12 protein-coding genes and 1 tRNA gene are annotated in these 16,112 nt (G+C 51.2%); 6 read left to right on the forward strand and 7 right to left on the reverse strand.

Features of this window, described 5'->3' with window-relative positions; translation table 11 throughout:
* Positions 1–106: 106 nt before the first annotated feature.
* The gene (locus ACP5D4_RS11815; RefSeq protein ID WP_428011829.1) at positions 107–841 is read right to left on the reverse strand and encodes a 2-phosphosulfolactate phosphatase family protein; all 735 of its coding nucleotides are present in this window, start codon (positions 839–841) and stop codon (positions 107–109) included.
* 666 nt (positions 842–1,507) lie between these two features.
* Between ACP5D4_RS11815 and ACP5D4_RS11820 the strand changes: the two genes are divergently transcribed.
* The gene (locus ACP5D4_RS11820) at positions 1,508–3,517 is read left to right on the forward strand and encodes an ATP-binding protein (RefSeq protein ID WP_428011830.1); all 2,010 of its coding nucleotides are present in this window, start codon (positions 1,508–1,510) and stop codon (positions 3,515–3,517) included.
* 190 nt (positions 3,518–3,707) lie between these two features.
* Positions 3,708–5,390, forward strand: coding sequence for an ABC1 kinase family protein (locus tag ACP5D4_RS11825; protein WP_428011831.1), 1,683 nt, complete (start codon positions 3,708–3,710; stop codon positions 5,388–5,390).
* Positions 5,391–5,718: 328 nt separating this feature from the next.
* Here ACP5D4_RS11825 and ACP5D4_RS11830 read toward each other — a convergent pair whose 3' ends face one another.
* The 5 genes from ACP5D4_RS11830 to pyk form a co-directional block, all read right to left on the reverse strand.
* Positions 5,719–6,855 (reverse strand): AAA family ATPase, encoded by a 1,137-nt coding sequence (locus ACP5D4_RS11830; RefSeq protein ID WP_428011832.1) that lies wholly within the window; start codon positions 6,853–6,855, stop codon positions 5,719–5,721.
* Between the two features lie 174 nt (positions 6,856–7,029).
* A complete protein-coding gene (locus ACP5D4_RS11835) occupies positions 7,030–7,620 on the reverse strand; it encodes a Uma2 family endonuclease (protein WP_428011833.1) in 591 nt (196 codons plus the stop codon).
* Positions 7,621–7,646: 26 nt separating this feature from the next.
* Positions 7,647–7,832 carry a hypothetical protein gene (locus ACP5D4_RS11840; RefSeq protein ID WP_428011834.1) on the reverse strand — a complete coding sequence of 62 codons (186 nt, stop codon included), beginning with the start codon at positions 7,830–7,832 and terminating at the stop codon, positions 7,647–7,649.
* Positions 7,833–7,964: 132 nt separating this feature from the next.
* A tRNA-Thr gene (locus tag ACP5D4_RS11845) sits at positions 7,965–8,036 on the reverse strand.
* 92 nt (positions 8,037–8,128) lie between these two features.
* A complete protein-coding gene (gene pyk / locus ACP5D4_RS11850; protein WP_428011835.1) occupies positions 8,129–9,925 on the reverse strand; it encodes a pyruvate kinase in 1,797 nt (598 codons plus the stop codon).
* A gap of 232 nt (positions 9,926–10,157) precedes the next feature.
* Between pyk and ACP5D4_RS11855 the strand changes: the two genes are divergently transcribed.
* A complete protein-coding gene (locus tag ACP5D4_RS11855; protein ID WP_074170862.1) occupies positions 10,158–10,343 on the forward strand; it encodes a type II toxin-antitoxin system HicA family toxin in 186 nt (61 codons plus the stop codon).
* Positions 10,343–10,555 carry a type II toxin-antitoxin system HicB family antitoxin gene (locus ACP5D4_RS11860; protein WP_428011836.1) on the forward strand — a complete coding sequence of 71 codons (213 nt, stop codon included), beginning with the start codon at positions 10,343–10,345 and terminating at the stop codon, positions 10,553–10,555. The genes ACP5D4_RS11855 and ACP5D4_RS11860 overlap by 1 nt, the downstream gene beginning before the upstream one ends.
* On the opposite strand, the gene ACP5D4_RS11865 is transcribed toward ACP5D4_RS11860, so the two are convergent.
* On the reverse strand, positions 10,552–12,078 hold the full coding sequence (locus tag ACP5D4_RS11865) for a phytoene desaturase family protein (protein WP_428011837.1): 1,527 nt from the start codon (positions 12,076–12,078) through the stop codon (positions 10,552–10,554). The genes ACP5D4_RS11860 and ACP5D4_RS11865 overlap by 4 nt on opposite strands.
* Positions 12,079–12,555: 477 nt before the next feature.
* On the opposite strand from ACP5D4_RS11865, the gene ACP5D4_RS11870 reads away from it, so the two are divergent.
* Complete coding sequence (locus ACP5D4_RS11870) at positions 12,556–15,339, forward strand: Calx-beta domain-containing protein (RefSeq protein WP_428011838.1); 2,784 nt, start codon at positions 12,556–12,558, stop codon at positions 15,337–15,339.
* Between the two features lie 217 nt (positions 15,340–15,556).
* Positions 15,557–16,112 (forward strand): hypothetical protein (locus ACP5D4_RS11875; RefSeq protein ID WP_428011839.1); only part of this gene is annotated, 556 nt, incomplete at its 3' end.

The following is a 16,112-nucleotide window of genomic DNA, read 5'->3' on the forward strand; positions in this document are numbered from 1 at the left end:
ACCCATCGAAACATCCCTCGTCTCCTCGTTCGATCGCTAGATCCCCGGCATCTTGCAGATGCCGGGGATCTTTTTGCGTCAGATCTTTTGTGTAAATTCTAGATGGTTAAGCTTGGACGAGAACGCCTTTGTCTTTCTGAATCGGTAAAACGTCGAGGATGTCTTCTTTGGCGCAGTATTCGAGATCGGCGTGGTTTCCGAGTCGCAGCAGCCGCTGGCCGTGACTGGCGATTTCCATCAGCGACAGGAGGCGATCGCGCCACTGGTGATAGAGGGCTAAGGCGGCAACGGTTTCGTCGTTTCCGGCCAGGTCTTCGAGGCGGAGGTCGGTTCGATCGAGCAAACTGGCCACGATCGCCCCGGCGCAGACGGTATCTTCTAAGGAAAAGCTACCTTGCCAGCCGGAACCGACTAAATACAGGGTTTCCGGGGTTCGATCGACCAGAAAATCCACCACCGCTTGACGGTTGACCAAGGCCGCCGTCACCACCAGCGGCGCGTTTTCGACCCGTTGCAGGGCGCGGGTGCCGTTGGTGGTACTCAGGAACAGGCGAGCCTCTCGCACGCGATCGGCGTTGTATTCCAAGGGAGAGTTCCCGAAGTCGCAACCCTCGACCTTGGCGCCGCCCCGTTCTCCGGCCCGCAGGCGTTTGGCTTCCGGCCAGCCTTCGCTGACCGCCATGAGCTTATCGATATCGCTAAAGGCTTGGACGGCTTCGGCGCCGGACGCTAAAACTGTGGCGATGGTCGTGGTTGCCCGCAATACGTCGATAACCACCGCACAGGCGGGAATCGGATCGGTCGGGGTCAGTTCGGGAGTGTGGTAGCAAAAAACTTTCACGAGCGGCTCGATCGCTTAGCTGAACAAACTCGATGGTAACAGCATCCGTTCCCTTCGCGCTTGCTTGGAGATGCCATCGGAGAGAGTTTGAGACATACTCGTTAAGAGCAACTGCGGTGTTTCGCTTTTTTGTTTTTAATTACCATAAAACAATTTTTTTGTCAACAAAAAAAATTGCGCTAACTCTCCGCTAAACCCCCCAAAGTCGTGAGGGAATACCGTTGACGGTTGTCAGGAAAAACCACTTCAAAAGATAAAAAAATGTCAATTATTGGTCGATATCGGGAGATTTCAACACCGTACTCTTTCAAAAGAGTCGATCGAGAGAAGAGCCTCACCGTCAGCGCGATCGTTTTTGCGGTGGAAGTTTTCGGGATATCGAGACCCCGAAAACCTATCAAATTGAGAAAAAGCAATGCTAAGGTAAAGAAAATATTAAAATTTTAAATTTTCCAAAGAATTACGGAATCGCTTAGCAGGGCGATCGAGCTAGGCTATAAACAGCTAGAAGCGGCCTTGTCGAGATTTGCCACTTCTGCTCGGGCGCTCCCAGCATCCATCCTCGCCGCGCGGTTTCTCACCCCCGATATGATTATGGCCCGACTACCCAAACGACCGTCCCTTTCGTGGCAGCCGCTTCGCTCCGAATCGTTGCCGACTGCCACGATGTCTTTAGATCCTTCTGTATCTCTAGAAAACCGCGTTGCCCGTTTGGGTCTGGAGGTGGCGCGTTGGGTGCGTCGGGCTTCGGACGGTGAAGGGATGTTAAACCAAGTGGCAGCGGCGATCGCCTCCACCTTTGAAGCCGAGGGATGCGTGGTGGTTCTCCCACCTCAAACCCACGTCCCGACGGGAGAAAGCTACTGGTTCCCCGAAGGGTTGGGCAACGCCCTGAATCCCTCGCAACAACTGCGGTTGTGGGCGAGTTCGCCCCTCGATCGACTGACGGCGGACGCGCCGCCGTTAGTGGTGGAGAACTTGCAGGAACTCGAGGAACGGGATCGGGAGATTTGGCAACGACTCGGGGTAACATCGCTCTTGAGCGTGGCGACGAGCTGTCAGGGGGATCTCAACGGCGCGATCGCCCTGTGGCGTAGCAGTTCCCAGCCCTGGACGGAAGCGGCGAAAACGGCCTTGATGGAGGTGTCGGAGTTCGTTTCTCTGGCGATCGATCGACTGGTACAGTCGCAAAAGCTCGATCGACTCCAAGAAGAAAACCGCATCGCCCGTCAAAAAACCCGATTGGTCGATCGACTCAATCAGGCCATCCGTATTTCTACGGACTTGCCACCACTCCTGGAAGCGGCCATCTCGACGCTGACTCACACCCTAGAAGTGCGTCAAGCCATGGCCGTATTGCTGACCTACACCGAACCGCAACTGCAGGGTCTCAAAAAACATCGCGTTTTGACGAAATCTTCCTCAGCCGTACCGCAAGCCAAAGCCAGCGTCGCCAGTCACTGGTTAGCCGATTGGGGCGAGTGGAACGGAGGCGGAACGCCGAAACTTTCGAGTCCGCCTCAATCCTTTTGGCTGGCCGACTGCGCCTGGTGTCGGGAAGCCTTTCACCAAGCCCCCCAACCCTTCGCCTTGGCGGACGGTCGAGTGGAGACAGACAAGCAAACCGTCGCCTTCGACGTCAAACGCTTTCCCGCCATCGCCCTAGTTCCCTTAGTCAGTCCCCAATCCTCGAAAGGCCAAGGGGGTACGGTGTTGGGATTTCTCGTCCTGCAACACGATCGCCCCCGCACTTGGAACGACGAAGATCTCGAACTGGCGCAGTTCGTGGGAACCCAACTGAGTAACGCCATTCTCAACAGTCAAACTTTACAACAGGTGCGGAACCTGGTGAGCGATCGCACGGCGCAACTACAACGAAGCCTCGACGTGCAAGCCAAGTTGTACGAACAAACCCGCCGTCAAATCGAACAACTGCGTCGCCTCAACCGTCAAAAAGACGAATTCCTCAGTACCGTCAATCACGAACTGCGGACGCCCCTGACGAAAATGATTCTGGCGGTTCGGATGTTGCGCCAAGAGCAACTGCCTCCCGAAAAACAGGAACGCTGTTTAGAGTTACTCGAACAGCAGTGTCAGCAGGAAACGAAACTCGTGCAGGACTTGCTGAAGCTGCAAGAACTGGAAACCCAAACCTCGACCCCGACCCTGCAACATATTTACTTGCAACCGCTGTTGCAGGACGTGGTATCGGATTTCGAGAGTCGGTGGCAGTCTAAAAACATCACCTTGAATTTAGAATTACCGTCCGGGGGCTTGTACCTTCAAAGCGAAATGGACAGCCTGCGGCGAATTTTAGAGGAATTACTCGCCAACGCCGGAAAGTATGCCTTTCCCAATACCGAAGTCCAATGTCGCCTCAGCCAGACCGGAAGCGGACGAGAAGGGGAACAAATTCTGTTTTCCCTCTCCAACGTGGGGTTAGCCATTCACCCCGAAGATTTACCCCACATTTTCGAGAAGTTCCGTCGCGGACGGGGCGTGACGCAACAGGCTATCGCCGGGACGGGGTTGGGACTGGCGTTAGTACAAAACCTCGTGAAACTGTTGCAGGGAACCATCGACATTACCAGTACCCCCCTCGACGATCTCGATGGAAACCTCACCTGTGTCACGGTAGCCTTACCCCAAGCCGTCGATCTCTCGGAAGTCAGTTAAGGGAAAGTCGCGGCTTCAGAGGGCCGGTCAACTTGCGTTAAAGTACTTAACATAGGCGGTTTGCGACCTCGACTCAGGCGCGATCGTCTCCTATCGCTGTGCGATCGCGTCCGAGACTGGGATGCGATCGACCGCAAACCTGCTCAATTTTCCCCCACTTCCCCGCCAAACAGATCCAGCATCGACATTTATGTTAGTTAAGGCTGCTCCCAAACCATTACGCTGGCAACGGACTAAAGATTCACTGTTCGCCCGTCAGATCGAAATTTTTTCCGCAACGGGGAAGCTATTTTTTTTTCTAGGCTGGGATCGTTTGCGGGGAAAAGACGACCCCGAACATCGCCAGCGTCGGGCGGATTGGCTTGTCAATACCCTCCTCGACCTGGGTCCGACCTTTATTAAAATCGGCCAGGCGTTTTCCACGCGGGGGGACTTGCTGCCCCTCGAATATATCCGCGCCCTGTCTCGACTGCAAGATAAAGTTCCGCCGTTCAGTGCAGAAGAAGCCGTCAGCCTAGTGGAAACCGAACTGAAACACTCGGTATACGGTCTGTTTCGGGATTTCGATCGCACCCCCATCGCCGCAGCCAGTTTGGGACAGGTTCACCGGGCGCGATTGCACACCGGGGAAGACGTCGTGGTAAAAGTGCAACGTCCCGGCTTGGAAAAACTCTTTAATTTAGACTTCCAAGTTATCTATCAGTTGGTTCTGTTTTTCGAGCGGACGTTTCACTGGACTCGGAAATACGATCTCGAATCCATTTATCAAGAATTTAGGACGTTAATTTATCAAGAAATAGACTACATTCACGAAGGACAAAACGCCGAGCGATTTCGCGAAAACTTTAACGATTCTCCCGAGATTTTAGTCCCGAAAGTCTATTGGCGATACACCACCTCTCGAGTGTTGACACTTGAATATTTGCCGGGCATTAAAATTAACGACAAAGCGACCTTAGAAGCGTCGGGAATCGATGTCAAACAGCTCAATACATTAGGAATTGGCTGTTATCTCAAACAGCTTTTAGTAGACGGTTTTTTTCATACTGACCCCCATCCCGGGAACATGGCTGTTACCCCCGAAGGTCATATTATATTTTACGATTTCGGCATGATGTCCGAAATTAATTCCCTCAACCAAGCGGAAATGACGCGCTCCTTTTTTGCCGTGTTGCGGAAGGATACGGACGAAGTTCTCGAAACCTTGGTTGCGATGGGGTTGGTGGAAGAAACTTCCGATATGACCCCGGTGCGAAATATCGTTCAATTCGCGCTCGATCGCTTCCGCGATCGCCCCGTAGAATTCCAAGAATTTCGGGAACTCAAACACGAACTCTATGCCATGTTCGAGCAGCAACCGTTCCGGCTTCCGGCGCAAATGACCTTTGTCTTAAAAGCCTTGGGAACCCTCGACGGAATCGCCCGAACCTTAGACGATCGATACAGTATTATTGCCTGTGCCAAACCCTTTGTCAAAGAGCTAGTGGAAACGCAACAAGGGCGCGGACAAATCTTCGGAGAACTGGCTCGCCAAGCGAAAAGTTTCGTCACCCAACCCTTCAATCGCCCCAGTCGCGCGGAAGTGTTGATTCATCAACTCGAAGAACGATTAGAACGGGGAGATTTCCAAATTCGCGTGAATTCTCCGCAAACGCAAAAGCAACTCCAACGGTTGCAATTGACGCTCAAAACCCTGGTTTATGCGTGTATGACGGGATTTACATTGTTGTCGGGGGCGGTGTTTTTATCGATTCCCCACAACGTTTTGGCGTTTTGCTCCTTTGGTGCGGCGGGGTTGAGCCTGTTGTTTTTCTTGAAATCGGCGATCGAGTTGGCGTTACGAGAGCGGTTCGATAAAATGGCACCAAAGTAGGGATTTTTTTTGCTCTTCTGAGTTTGAGGGGATAAGCTTATTTATGTCCGGTTAAAACCTTTGCTGTAGGGGCTAACCAATTACATCGTAATCTCCTCAGTGGTGCAGAAAAGTTTTCGAGATCGGAGATTGACAAAATACATATAATATGTATTTAAGTTTGAGCCAGATCCCCGGCATCTTGGAGATGCCGGGGATCTCCGGCAGCCATTTACCGATTTGAGATTTTTAGGCCAACCCTTTAATACGGCGATATCTTTTCTAACAAGGGTTTCAGGACTTTTCTGCACCACTAAGCCGTAATCTCAGGAGACCCCTTTTTTTTAATCTATCTCTGGACAGGTAAAGCAATATCCTCAGTTTTAAGCTGTAACATTTCAGCTTTTGTCACGTTGGATAACTTCACGAGTCGACTGGATTGCTTTTCGATAGTTTTCTCAAAAATATTTCTCACCAATCGACCGTTTCCGAAATTTTTATCTCGGTTTTCGTACAACTCCGTTAAGCCATTGAGGAGAATCGATCGCGCCTCGGAAGTCAACTCAAAATGGTGAGTTTGGCAAAGTCGATCGAATATCTTCAGCAAATCGTCAGGAAGATAGTCTTCAAAATAAAAATATCGGTTAAATCGCGACTGTAAACCCGGATTGGATTCGATAAACCGTGACATTTCCTCACTGTATCCAGCGACAATCACCACCAGACGATCGCGATAATCTTCCATTCGTTTGAGGAGTGTATCGATCGCTTCCTGTCCGAAATCGCTTTTCGCACCTTCTGGCTTTAGCGAATAGGCTTCATCAATAAAAAGAACGCCATCTATTGCCGATTCGATGACCTTTTCAGTTTGTTTAGCCGTATGTCCGATATATCCCGCCACAAGTCCAGATCGATCGATTTCAACGAGATGACCTTTTGCGAGAATGCCAAGTTCTCGATAAATCGAACCAATTAAACGCGCAACAGTCGTTTTTCCTGTTCCTGGCGATCCGCAGAAGACGGAATGTAGCGAAATTGAGATCGGGGTTAAATCATGACTTTTTCGGAGTTCTTGGATTTTTAGGAAGTTCGCAAGCTCTTTGATTTCCTGTTTAAGGCTTTGTAATCCTACTAAACTGTCTAGTTCAGAAAATATGATTTCTAAATTATCAAAAGAACTTCCGGACTTACTCGGAGAGTGCCTTGAAGAAACTGAGGTTTTAAGTGATTGCTTGAGTTGGGTTAATTCGTCTTCAATACTGTTATCTCCATCCAGGGCTTCAATTCCCTCTATTCCAGCGTCTCGTGCTTGCTGTTCTAAAAGTTCTTGAACTGTTGGATTCCAGCCATATTTGAATCCCAGAACCTCAGCCAGTTTATTTAATTCGTCGGCTTGGAGACTTCCCAGTTTTTGCTTTAGTCTTCCATACACCCATCCATCTGAGTAGAAGCTGGATTCTGCTCGAATTTGTTTGAGTTGTTTCAAAAACTCTGGCCTCATTTGCGATCGCCGATATAATTTATACAAACAAATTAGCACATTTTTTAGATAAATACCAGGAAATTTTATTAATAATTGTTGCTCTATTAAATTGCCACAGTAATCCTGAATATTCTTTCGGTTAAGGAATTTATAAAAAAAGATGAGAAGGAACGTTTTTTATATCTGCTTCCGAAACTCAATCACTGCATCCAAAGGATTCTCCACCGTCACGTACTCCGACAACAACGCCATATCCAAACTCGGTAACTGCTGACTTCTCTCGCACTCCACATAACCCCTTTCACCCAAACAGTAAATCCTCAATCGTCCGTTTTCCCAAAACCAAACCTCGGGAACTTCCAACCCTTCGTAAATCGCGAGACTGTCGATTCCTCCAGAGGTAAACACCACTTCGATCGCCAAATCGGGACGCGGTTTTTCTTCCCCGAAACAGTAACATTCATCCGGTTCGACTCCCCTCGATTTCACTTTCCGACGAAACGTCGTCGAACCCAACCCGAAAAACGGGGTTCGCGTTTCTTCCAAATACGCATCTAGCAACCGCGCGATGTTGCGTTTAATAAATTCGTGGTTTCGACTCGGAGACACAAACTGTAAGGTTCCGTCGAGATACTTCAGGCGCAAACTGGGAAAGTCATCGCCGAGGAGTTCCAAAAAAGCTTCATATTTTTCCCAACTGACGCTGTGGAGTAGTAAGTGTTGGGAGGTTTCGGGCGATCGCTGTTCCGGGAGAAGGTCGAAAGTCATCGCCGTTTTGAAGACTTGTTACCACTTCAATTATAGGGAAAGTTCCCACGAAGACATCGCGATCGAAAGATTTTTTTAACTTTGTTCGTCGAAGTATTTTGGAGATCGCCTCGCTGTTTTAACAGAGAAACGTAATCCGCCCAAGTTCCGGGCGATCGTAACACAGTTCCCGGAGAAAGATAGAGTTGTTCGGGACTGACGACGGTTAGCATAGATAGTTAAAATAGAAAGCGATCGCTTCTATTTTAAACCGTTCGATTTTTCAAACTAAAGCAATCCAACGCCCAAATTCGTCTGTGTTGGGTTTCGTGCCTCAACCCAACCTACTTTTTGGCAACAAAAAAAGCCGATGACGAGATTTGAACTCGTGACCGCTCGATTACGAATCGAGTGCTCTACCACTGAGCTACATCGGCAACGGATATTAATTGTAGCACGTCGGCAAGGAATGTCAACCACTCCTCGCCGAAATTTGCAGATATCCCGCAAACCCGGCGAGGTGGGTGAGTTAAACCTTCAGCAAATCTTCCGTTTGCACCGAAGAAGACGCCCCAGAATACACCAAACCCCGTTGAATATCGAGGGTGAGAATCGACCCTTCCCGAATCAACTGGGTGGCGTTTTTAACCCCGACAATGACCGGTTTACCCAACTGGGAACAGATAATCGCGGCGTGACTGGTCAAACTGGGTTCTTCCGTCACCACCCCCGAGGCTTTCTTTAACACCTCGATGAAGTTGGCGTCGGTACTGGCGGTGACGAGAATTTCCCCAGGGCTGAAGTTGGCCACAGACATGGCGTCGCGGGCGACTCGCGCCGGACCGCTGACGGTTCCCGACATAGTACCCAATCCCGTCCCCTGACCGAGAACGGCGGTGACGACTTCCACTTTCACCAAGTCCGTGGAACCCGAGACCCCTTGCAGGGTTCCGGCGGTCATCACCACCAAATCCCCTTCGCTGACGAGTTGGTTTTCCAAGGCCACGTTAATCGCCGCTTGGAAGGTTTGGGACGTCGAGGGTAAATCCAGTACCAGCAGCGTTTTCACGCCCCACACCAGTTGTAACTGACGGGCGACGTTCACGTGGGGCGTCACCGCTAAAATCGGCGGTTTCGGGCGGAATTTGGAGACGTTGCGGGCGGTAGACCCGGATTTCGTCAGGGTCATAATCGCCGAAGCCTCCAGTTGGTCGGAAATCTGACCGACTGCTTGGCTGATGGCGTTGGGGATCGATCGCCCAGTTTCGTCCACTCCGGTCACGTTCTGGACGATTTCCTCTTGTTCGATGCGCTGGGCGATTTGCGCCATCGTGGCTACAGCTTTCACGGGGAACTGTCCCACCGCCGTCTCGTTGGACAGCATTACCGCATCGGTTCCGTCGAGAATGGCGTTGGCCACGTCGGAGATTTCGGCGCGGGTGGCGCGAGGACTCGACACCATGCTATCCAGCATTTGCGTGGCGGTAATCACCGGAATTCCCAAGCGGTTGGCGGTGACGATGAGGCGTTTTTGCAAAATGGGAACGTCTTCAGCGGGAAGTTCTACCCCCAAGTCTCCCCGCGCCACCATCACGCCGTCGCTGAGGGAGAGAATTTCTTCCATCTGTTCGATGGCTTCGTGTTTCTCGATTTTGACGATGACGGGGACGGATTTTCCGGCGCTGGAAATCAGTTCTTTAATTTCGAGTACGTCTTGGGGGTTGCGGACGAAACTCAACGCCACCCAGTCTACGCCTTGGTCGAGACCGAACATTAAATCGGTGCGGTCTTTGTCGGTCAAGGCTTTGACGGAGAGGTAGACGCCGGGGAAGTTGACCCCTTTGTTGTTGGAGAGGACGCCACCGACGACGGTGCGACAGTAGAGTTCTCCAGCGGCGGGATCGACTTTTTCAACGCGCATTTCCACCCGTCCGTCGTCGAGGAGAATCGTCGCACCTTCGGGAACTTCCCGGGCCAGGGGTTCGTAGGTAATCGAGGAGATTTCCTGGGTTCCGGGGATTTGGCGACTGGTGAGGGTGAAGGGGTCGCCGTCGGCGAGTTTAATCGATCCCGTCTCGAATTTCCCCAAGCGGATTTTCGGTCCTTGAAGGTCTTGGAGAATTCCGACGGGTTGGTTTAACTCGAAGGAGGTTTGACGAATGAGGCGGATGTTGCGTTGGTGGTCGTCGTGGGTTCCGTGAGAGAAGTTGAGTCGGAGAGTGGTAGCCCCGGCCAAAATCAAATCCCGCAGCACGTCGGGTTTGCTGGTTGCAGGGCCGATCGTCGCTACGATTTTCGTGCGGCGCAGGGGAGGTCGTCGTTGCATGAACTCTTAGGTCTCTAAACAGATCGATCGATAATAGATGCGTGCTTCGCAAAAGTCTTATCCCGATAGTGTCTCACGATCCCCGGTGTTCGATCGCCTTTTTTTCAGATTTCTAGGCGATCGCCCCTCGGTTCCATCGCCAACGCGCCCCCTGAGACATCCCAAGCGGCGTGTCTGGCAGACAGTTTGAGTCCCGAGTCGTTACTGTTGCGTTCGTCTTTAAAAAATGTCGATGAAAGTGAGAGAGGTCATTAAGCTTATCGAGGAAGATGGCTGGTATTTGGCACGCACGCGAGGCAGCCACCGCCAGTATAAGCATGAAACCAAGTCAGGCTTGGTTACAATTTCGGGTAAACCCAGTGACGACCTCGCACCGGGAACACTCAACAGCATTCTGAAACAAGCAGGTTTGCGATAATGCGGTACTTAATTGTGATTGAAAAAACCGAAACCGGTTACTCTGCTTACTCTCCAGATTTGCCGGGTTGCGTGGCGACGGGTCAGACTCGCCAAGAGATAGAACAGAATATGCGTGAGGCGATCGCGTTTCATCTCGAAGGTTTAAAATCTGAAAATTTGGAGATTCCTTCTCCGCAAGCCTCATCTACCTATGTCACCGTTTCCGCCTAAAACCCCAGTTCCTGCAAAACGGACTGGTGTTTTTCCAGAGGGGCGATCGAATTGGCGACGATGTTCCCACTAGCGGCCACCGCCGGAACGCCAATCCCCGGAAACGTAGAATCGCCACAACACCAAAAGCCCTCGATGGGGGTGGTTCCGCTGGGAAACAATCCCTGTTCTGCGGTGATGGCGGGGCCGTAGGTTCCCCGATGTCGCCGTAAAAACCGCTGATGAGTCAGCGGCGTTCCCACCAGCGAAACTTCAACCCGTTCTCGCAAATCGGGGATAACGCGCTCGATCGCCCTCCACAGCACCTCGCCTCGGTCTCGTTTCTGCTGCTGGTATTCCTCACTGCGGCGATCGAGTCCCTCCCAAAGATCGTAAGGTTCCGTTCCCGGCGTATACGCATGAATCACGTGCTTTCCCTCCGGCGCCAAACTCCGATCGAGTACCGACGGAATCGACACCAACACGATATTTTGAGGTTTCGTAATCTCCCAATCCTTCACGACAATGTAATGACAATCCAAATCCTCGGGAAGTCCCGCCCCATCGATTCCCGCGTGCAAGTGCATAAAACTCTCACATTGAGGCGTTTCTAACTTTTCCCGTCGGAAGCGATCGGGGAGCGCACCATCGGCAAACAAATCTAACGTATCCCACATGGAAGCATTCGACACCACCGCTTCCTTCGCAATAATTTCCTTACCATTGCGCAGTCGCACCCCCACCGCGCGATTCTGCCGCAGCAAAACCTCCTCCACATGGGCGTTCAGCATCAAGCGACCGCCGTACTTTTCTAACCCTCGCACCAGAGCTTCAATCACCGCACCGCTGCCCCCGAGAGGATAGTCCAACACCACGCCGGGGCGGTACCACTCCGCAAACATAAACGCCATTTCCGCCGCACTGATGCCCTTCGCCGGAACCCCAGCCAGCAGGAAACAGAGCATATCCATCCAGTTGTAGACGAACTCGTCCGTCACCACATCTTGGAGAATCTCGCTGAACGGTTTCGTGAGTTTGAGGGCGTCCAACCCATAACCGATGAAATTGGGGAGATACTTACCGATGGTGAAAATCGCGCCCAAATCCAAGCGCATCGCAGCGGGGGGCATTCCCGTGGCGATTTTGCCCAGGGGTTCCATCACCGCTTGTAACTGGCGCCATTCCTTGGCGGCATTTTCTCCTCGCAGTTTCCGCAGAACGTAAGAAAAGTCATCGGAACCGATCGCCGATTTGAAATCCCCTTCAGGGAGGCGACATCCCCAAGCGTCGTAAGTAGCACAGGGAACCGTTTCGCCGATAGCGTCGAGAACGTGGCGCAAGGGGTTGGTGGAGGGGTAGGACAACCCGGAAAAGAGAGAAGGTCCCGAGTCGAATTTGAAGCCGTTGCGGGTGAAGCTGTGGGCGGCACCACCAGGGATAGCGTGACTTTCGCAGACGGTGACGCTGAAGCCGTATCGCGCCAGCAGTGCGCCACAACTGAGTCCGCCGATTCCACTTCCGATGACGACGATGTCGGTTTGCATGGGGTTTGAGGGTTGAAGCTGTTGCTAGAGGTAGGGTAACGCGGGGGTTCGGGTCTGCGCTAGGGGGCGGTGCGTGGCGGCGAAGTCAATGTTGGTCGTTAAAACTCAACAGGTGTCGACGCCTTAACCGGGATTGTTGAAACTGCGATATTTATTGTTTGTTATTAATAACCATATTTCGATAAATCAAAATATTAACCCCGAAGCGAGCGTCCGGAGGGTTAGATATTTCTTTACAAGATTTTCAAAAAACACTTAAATCTCGCAAAAATTGATGAATTTTTTACAAACTTAAATTTTTGATTAAGCTTTTTTCGGCAATTCATGTCAAAATCAAGCCACATTTTACGATTTTGAGTCCAAATTAAAAAATCACAAATCGGCACAAATTGAGTATTTATACGCTCGATCGCCTTTACTTACTTTTATTGCTTTACCGTCAAACCCAACTAAATTAAATCTAACCTCACAAAAACAATGGCAATCCTTGGTATCTCCGACAACGATATCCTGACCGGAACCGTCAATCCTGACATCATCCAGGCTTTGGGAGGGAACGATCGAGCCGCTGGATTCGCAGCAGACGATCGCATCTTCGGCAACGCGGGAAACGACGCACTAGCTGGGAATGCCGGACGCGATACGATTTTCGGCGGACGGGGCGACGATACGATTTGGGGGGGGCAAAGACGACGATCGACTCTACGGAGACTTAGGATTCGATATCATCGCGGGCGACCTCGGCGACGACGTCATCCAGGGGGGAACCTTACCCCCCCCGCCAACCAATCTAACCCCGACACCGAAGGTAACTGGCTGTTAGGTAATAAAGGACGCGACACCCTCATCGGCGATGCCGGAGACGACACCCTCTGGGGCGGTCAAGATAACGATTGGCTGCAAGGAGCGTCCGGCGACGATGTCCTCTACGGAGATATGGGCAGCGATACCCTAATTGGGGGCGAGGGCAACGATATTTTCGCTATCGGTCGTTTGTCCGACAGTCGCTCTACCGGAGGGGAAACCCCAGCCGATGCCGATCGCATCGAGGATTTCAGCCGGGGCGAAGATCGCATCGAACTCCTCGGCGACCTGACGTTTGACGATTTAACGTTAACCGTCGAGGACGGAAACACCCTCATTCGAGATCGCCAGAGCGGTCAGTTTTTGGCAATTGTTAAAGGTGTCACCGACCTCAACGCCAACGACTTTATCCCCCTGACGGAAGTAGAAGAACCCGATTCGAGTCAAGCCTCTGCTCCCTCACCGACCCCAACCCCGACCCCGACACCAGAACCAGAACCGGAATCCGAGGTAACGCCAGAACCCGAACCGGAACCGACCCCTGAACCGGAATCCGAGGTAACGCCAGAACCCGAACCGGAACCGACCCCCACTCCCACACCGACCCCCACTCCCACACCGACCCCCACTCCCACACCTAGCCCAACCCCCGCACTCATCACCGATCCGGTTTACAACTTTGTCTCTAACGATGGCGTTCTCGTTCAAGAGGTGCCAGAAGGAGATAGCGGTAGCACCACACTGACAAACTACACGCTAACCCGGACAGCGAACGCAGTTGCCGAAGACGTAACCCTGAAATTCTCGACGCTACAGGGCGGTGGAAACGTCGATCTTTTGACGGGAGGAGATGACTATAACGATACGCCGATCGTCCTCAGTTTCGCCGCTGGAGAGACCAGCAAAGTCGTCCCGTTTGAAGTGTTTGGCGACACTGACGTTGAAAGCGACGAATGGATTTGGCTGGAAATCGAGAGTTTCAGCGGCTCGGGTCAAGTTGGCACGACCCAGTCGGAAGCGCCATTTAAGATTCTCAACGACGACACGGCTCCGGTGGCTCCGGCGGCTCCGACAGCAGACGATGATGGCAGCTATACGGTGAATGTGGGCGAAACCTTGACGATCGCCGCGACGACGAGTTTGATAACTGCCACGCCTGACATGCTTGGCTTACTCACTAACGATACGCTTGGTTTTCCGGTGGCGGCGATCGACCAGTTCAATATTGGTTCTCATTTTGCCAATGCTGGAGACGATCTCGATTGGATCGGAGGTGGAACATTAACGGTTAATGCAGACGGCAGTTTTAACATCACAAATCCGGGTGACGCAGGAACATATACGTTTGAGTATCGGATTGCTAACTCGCAGGGAAATGACACGGCAACGGTGACAATTGAGGTTCAAGAACCGCCCGCCGTTACTGATGATTCGTATGCCGTAAATATTGGAGACAGTTTGACCGTTTCAATGACGGATTCTAACGATATTCTCGATAACGACACAGTGGGTACTCCGGCGGCGACAATTTCCAGTTTTGGCGGCGGTAGTTTGGGTGGCTCTGTAACTGCTAATAGTGCAGGAGATTCTGTCATCTTGGCAGGTGGAACGTTGACGGTCAATGCCGACAGCAGTTTCAGTTTAACGAATCCGAGTACGACGGGAAATTACAATTTTAACTATCGCTTAGAAAATTCAGCAGGCGCGGATAATGGCACAATTAATATCGAGGTTACTGCTATAGCGCCGACAGCGACGGATGATAGCGGTTACTTAGTTGAGTCTGGAAAAACGTTGAATATTGCGACGACGGACACCAACGATTTGCTCGATAACGATACGCTAGGTAGCCCTGTATCGACTCTAGCGACATTTGGCGGCGGCAATTTAAGTGGTGATGTAACAACGAATACGGCTGGGGATTCTGTCAGCTTAGCGGGTGGAACCTTGACAGTAAATGCCGACGGTAGTTTCAGTTTAACGAATCCAACAGCGGCCGGTTCTTACAGCTTTGACTATCAGTTGTCCAACTCAGCCGGGACTTCCAATGGAACGGTTAGCATTCTAGTTGGCATACCGCCAGTGGCAATGGAAGATGGCGTTGACGATCCGGCAACGGTTGACAATGAGGAATTGGTTGCGCTATTATTCCATCCAACGGGGCAGGTTTACAACGCCAGCCCGTTTACAGCGTTCGGCGGCTTGCTCGACAACGATTCGTTAGGCTTCCCCACTGCGTCGATTACCAGTTTTGGTGGCGGCGATTTAGGGGGGTCTGTAACGGATAATGCGGCAGGTAGCTCGGTGGCGTTAGCAGGAGGTACGCTGACGGTTAATTCCGATGGTAGTATTACGTTGGTTAATGCTTTTTCAGTCGGAACTCATACCTTCAGTTATCGCTTGGAAAATGCTGCTGGTGTGTCTGATGCCGAGGTAAATATCTTGTTGTTACCATAATCGGAGGCCAGGAATGCTGCCACTATCCCGACTATCCATACAAAGGGCTTCTAGAATTCGCTTTTGTTCTATGAACAACGGAGGTGGTCTACGAGTAATATGTCGTTATTTCAGCACACCTTCAGCACATAACATTAATCTAGAAACACACTCACAAATATTTAGAGAATATGCTCGGGGACTCGAATCATTAAGTAATGACTCAGGCGAGCCTGACTTGACCTTTTTCCATCAAAATGGAGATGAGCCGCCGTATGAACCTAACTGGAGAATCCACGACTCAGAAGAGAACCAACAAGGATCAGGCGACAGTGACTCAGAAGAGAACCAACAAGGATCAGGCGACAGTTTCTTCTGGGAGTTCCTTGTCCTGCTAAGGCAGGATCTTTGTCAAAGAGTCATAAAGGCACTCATCAAAAAAATCGATGGCGAGGAGGAAAATGATTGGGTGATTTTGCTCTTAAGAAATCTTTTTCAAAGACGCTTGATGAGTACGGGCACAGAGCCTGAATCATTTATATGTAAGATAACAGGCGTGAAACTTTACGCAGACCAAAGTTATCTGTTTGAGATAAATGAAAAGGCGGATGTAGAGAGTACTGTCCGAAATCACATAGAGCAACTTAGAGAAAACCAAAATATACGCATGCATATTCAATTGGCCGCTATTGTGGCTAATAATCCAACAACGGAGCGGCTAACCAACACCTGGGTGCAAGAGATAACTGGAATACCAGCTCAGGATGACAACCCAACAATGGAGCAGCTAATCA

Source organism: Baaleninema sp., assembly GCF_049974805.1.
Classification (GTDB): domain Bacteria; phylum Cyanobacteriota; class Cyanobacteriia; order Cyanobacteriales; family Geitlerinemataceae; genus Baaleninema.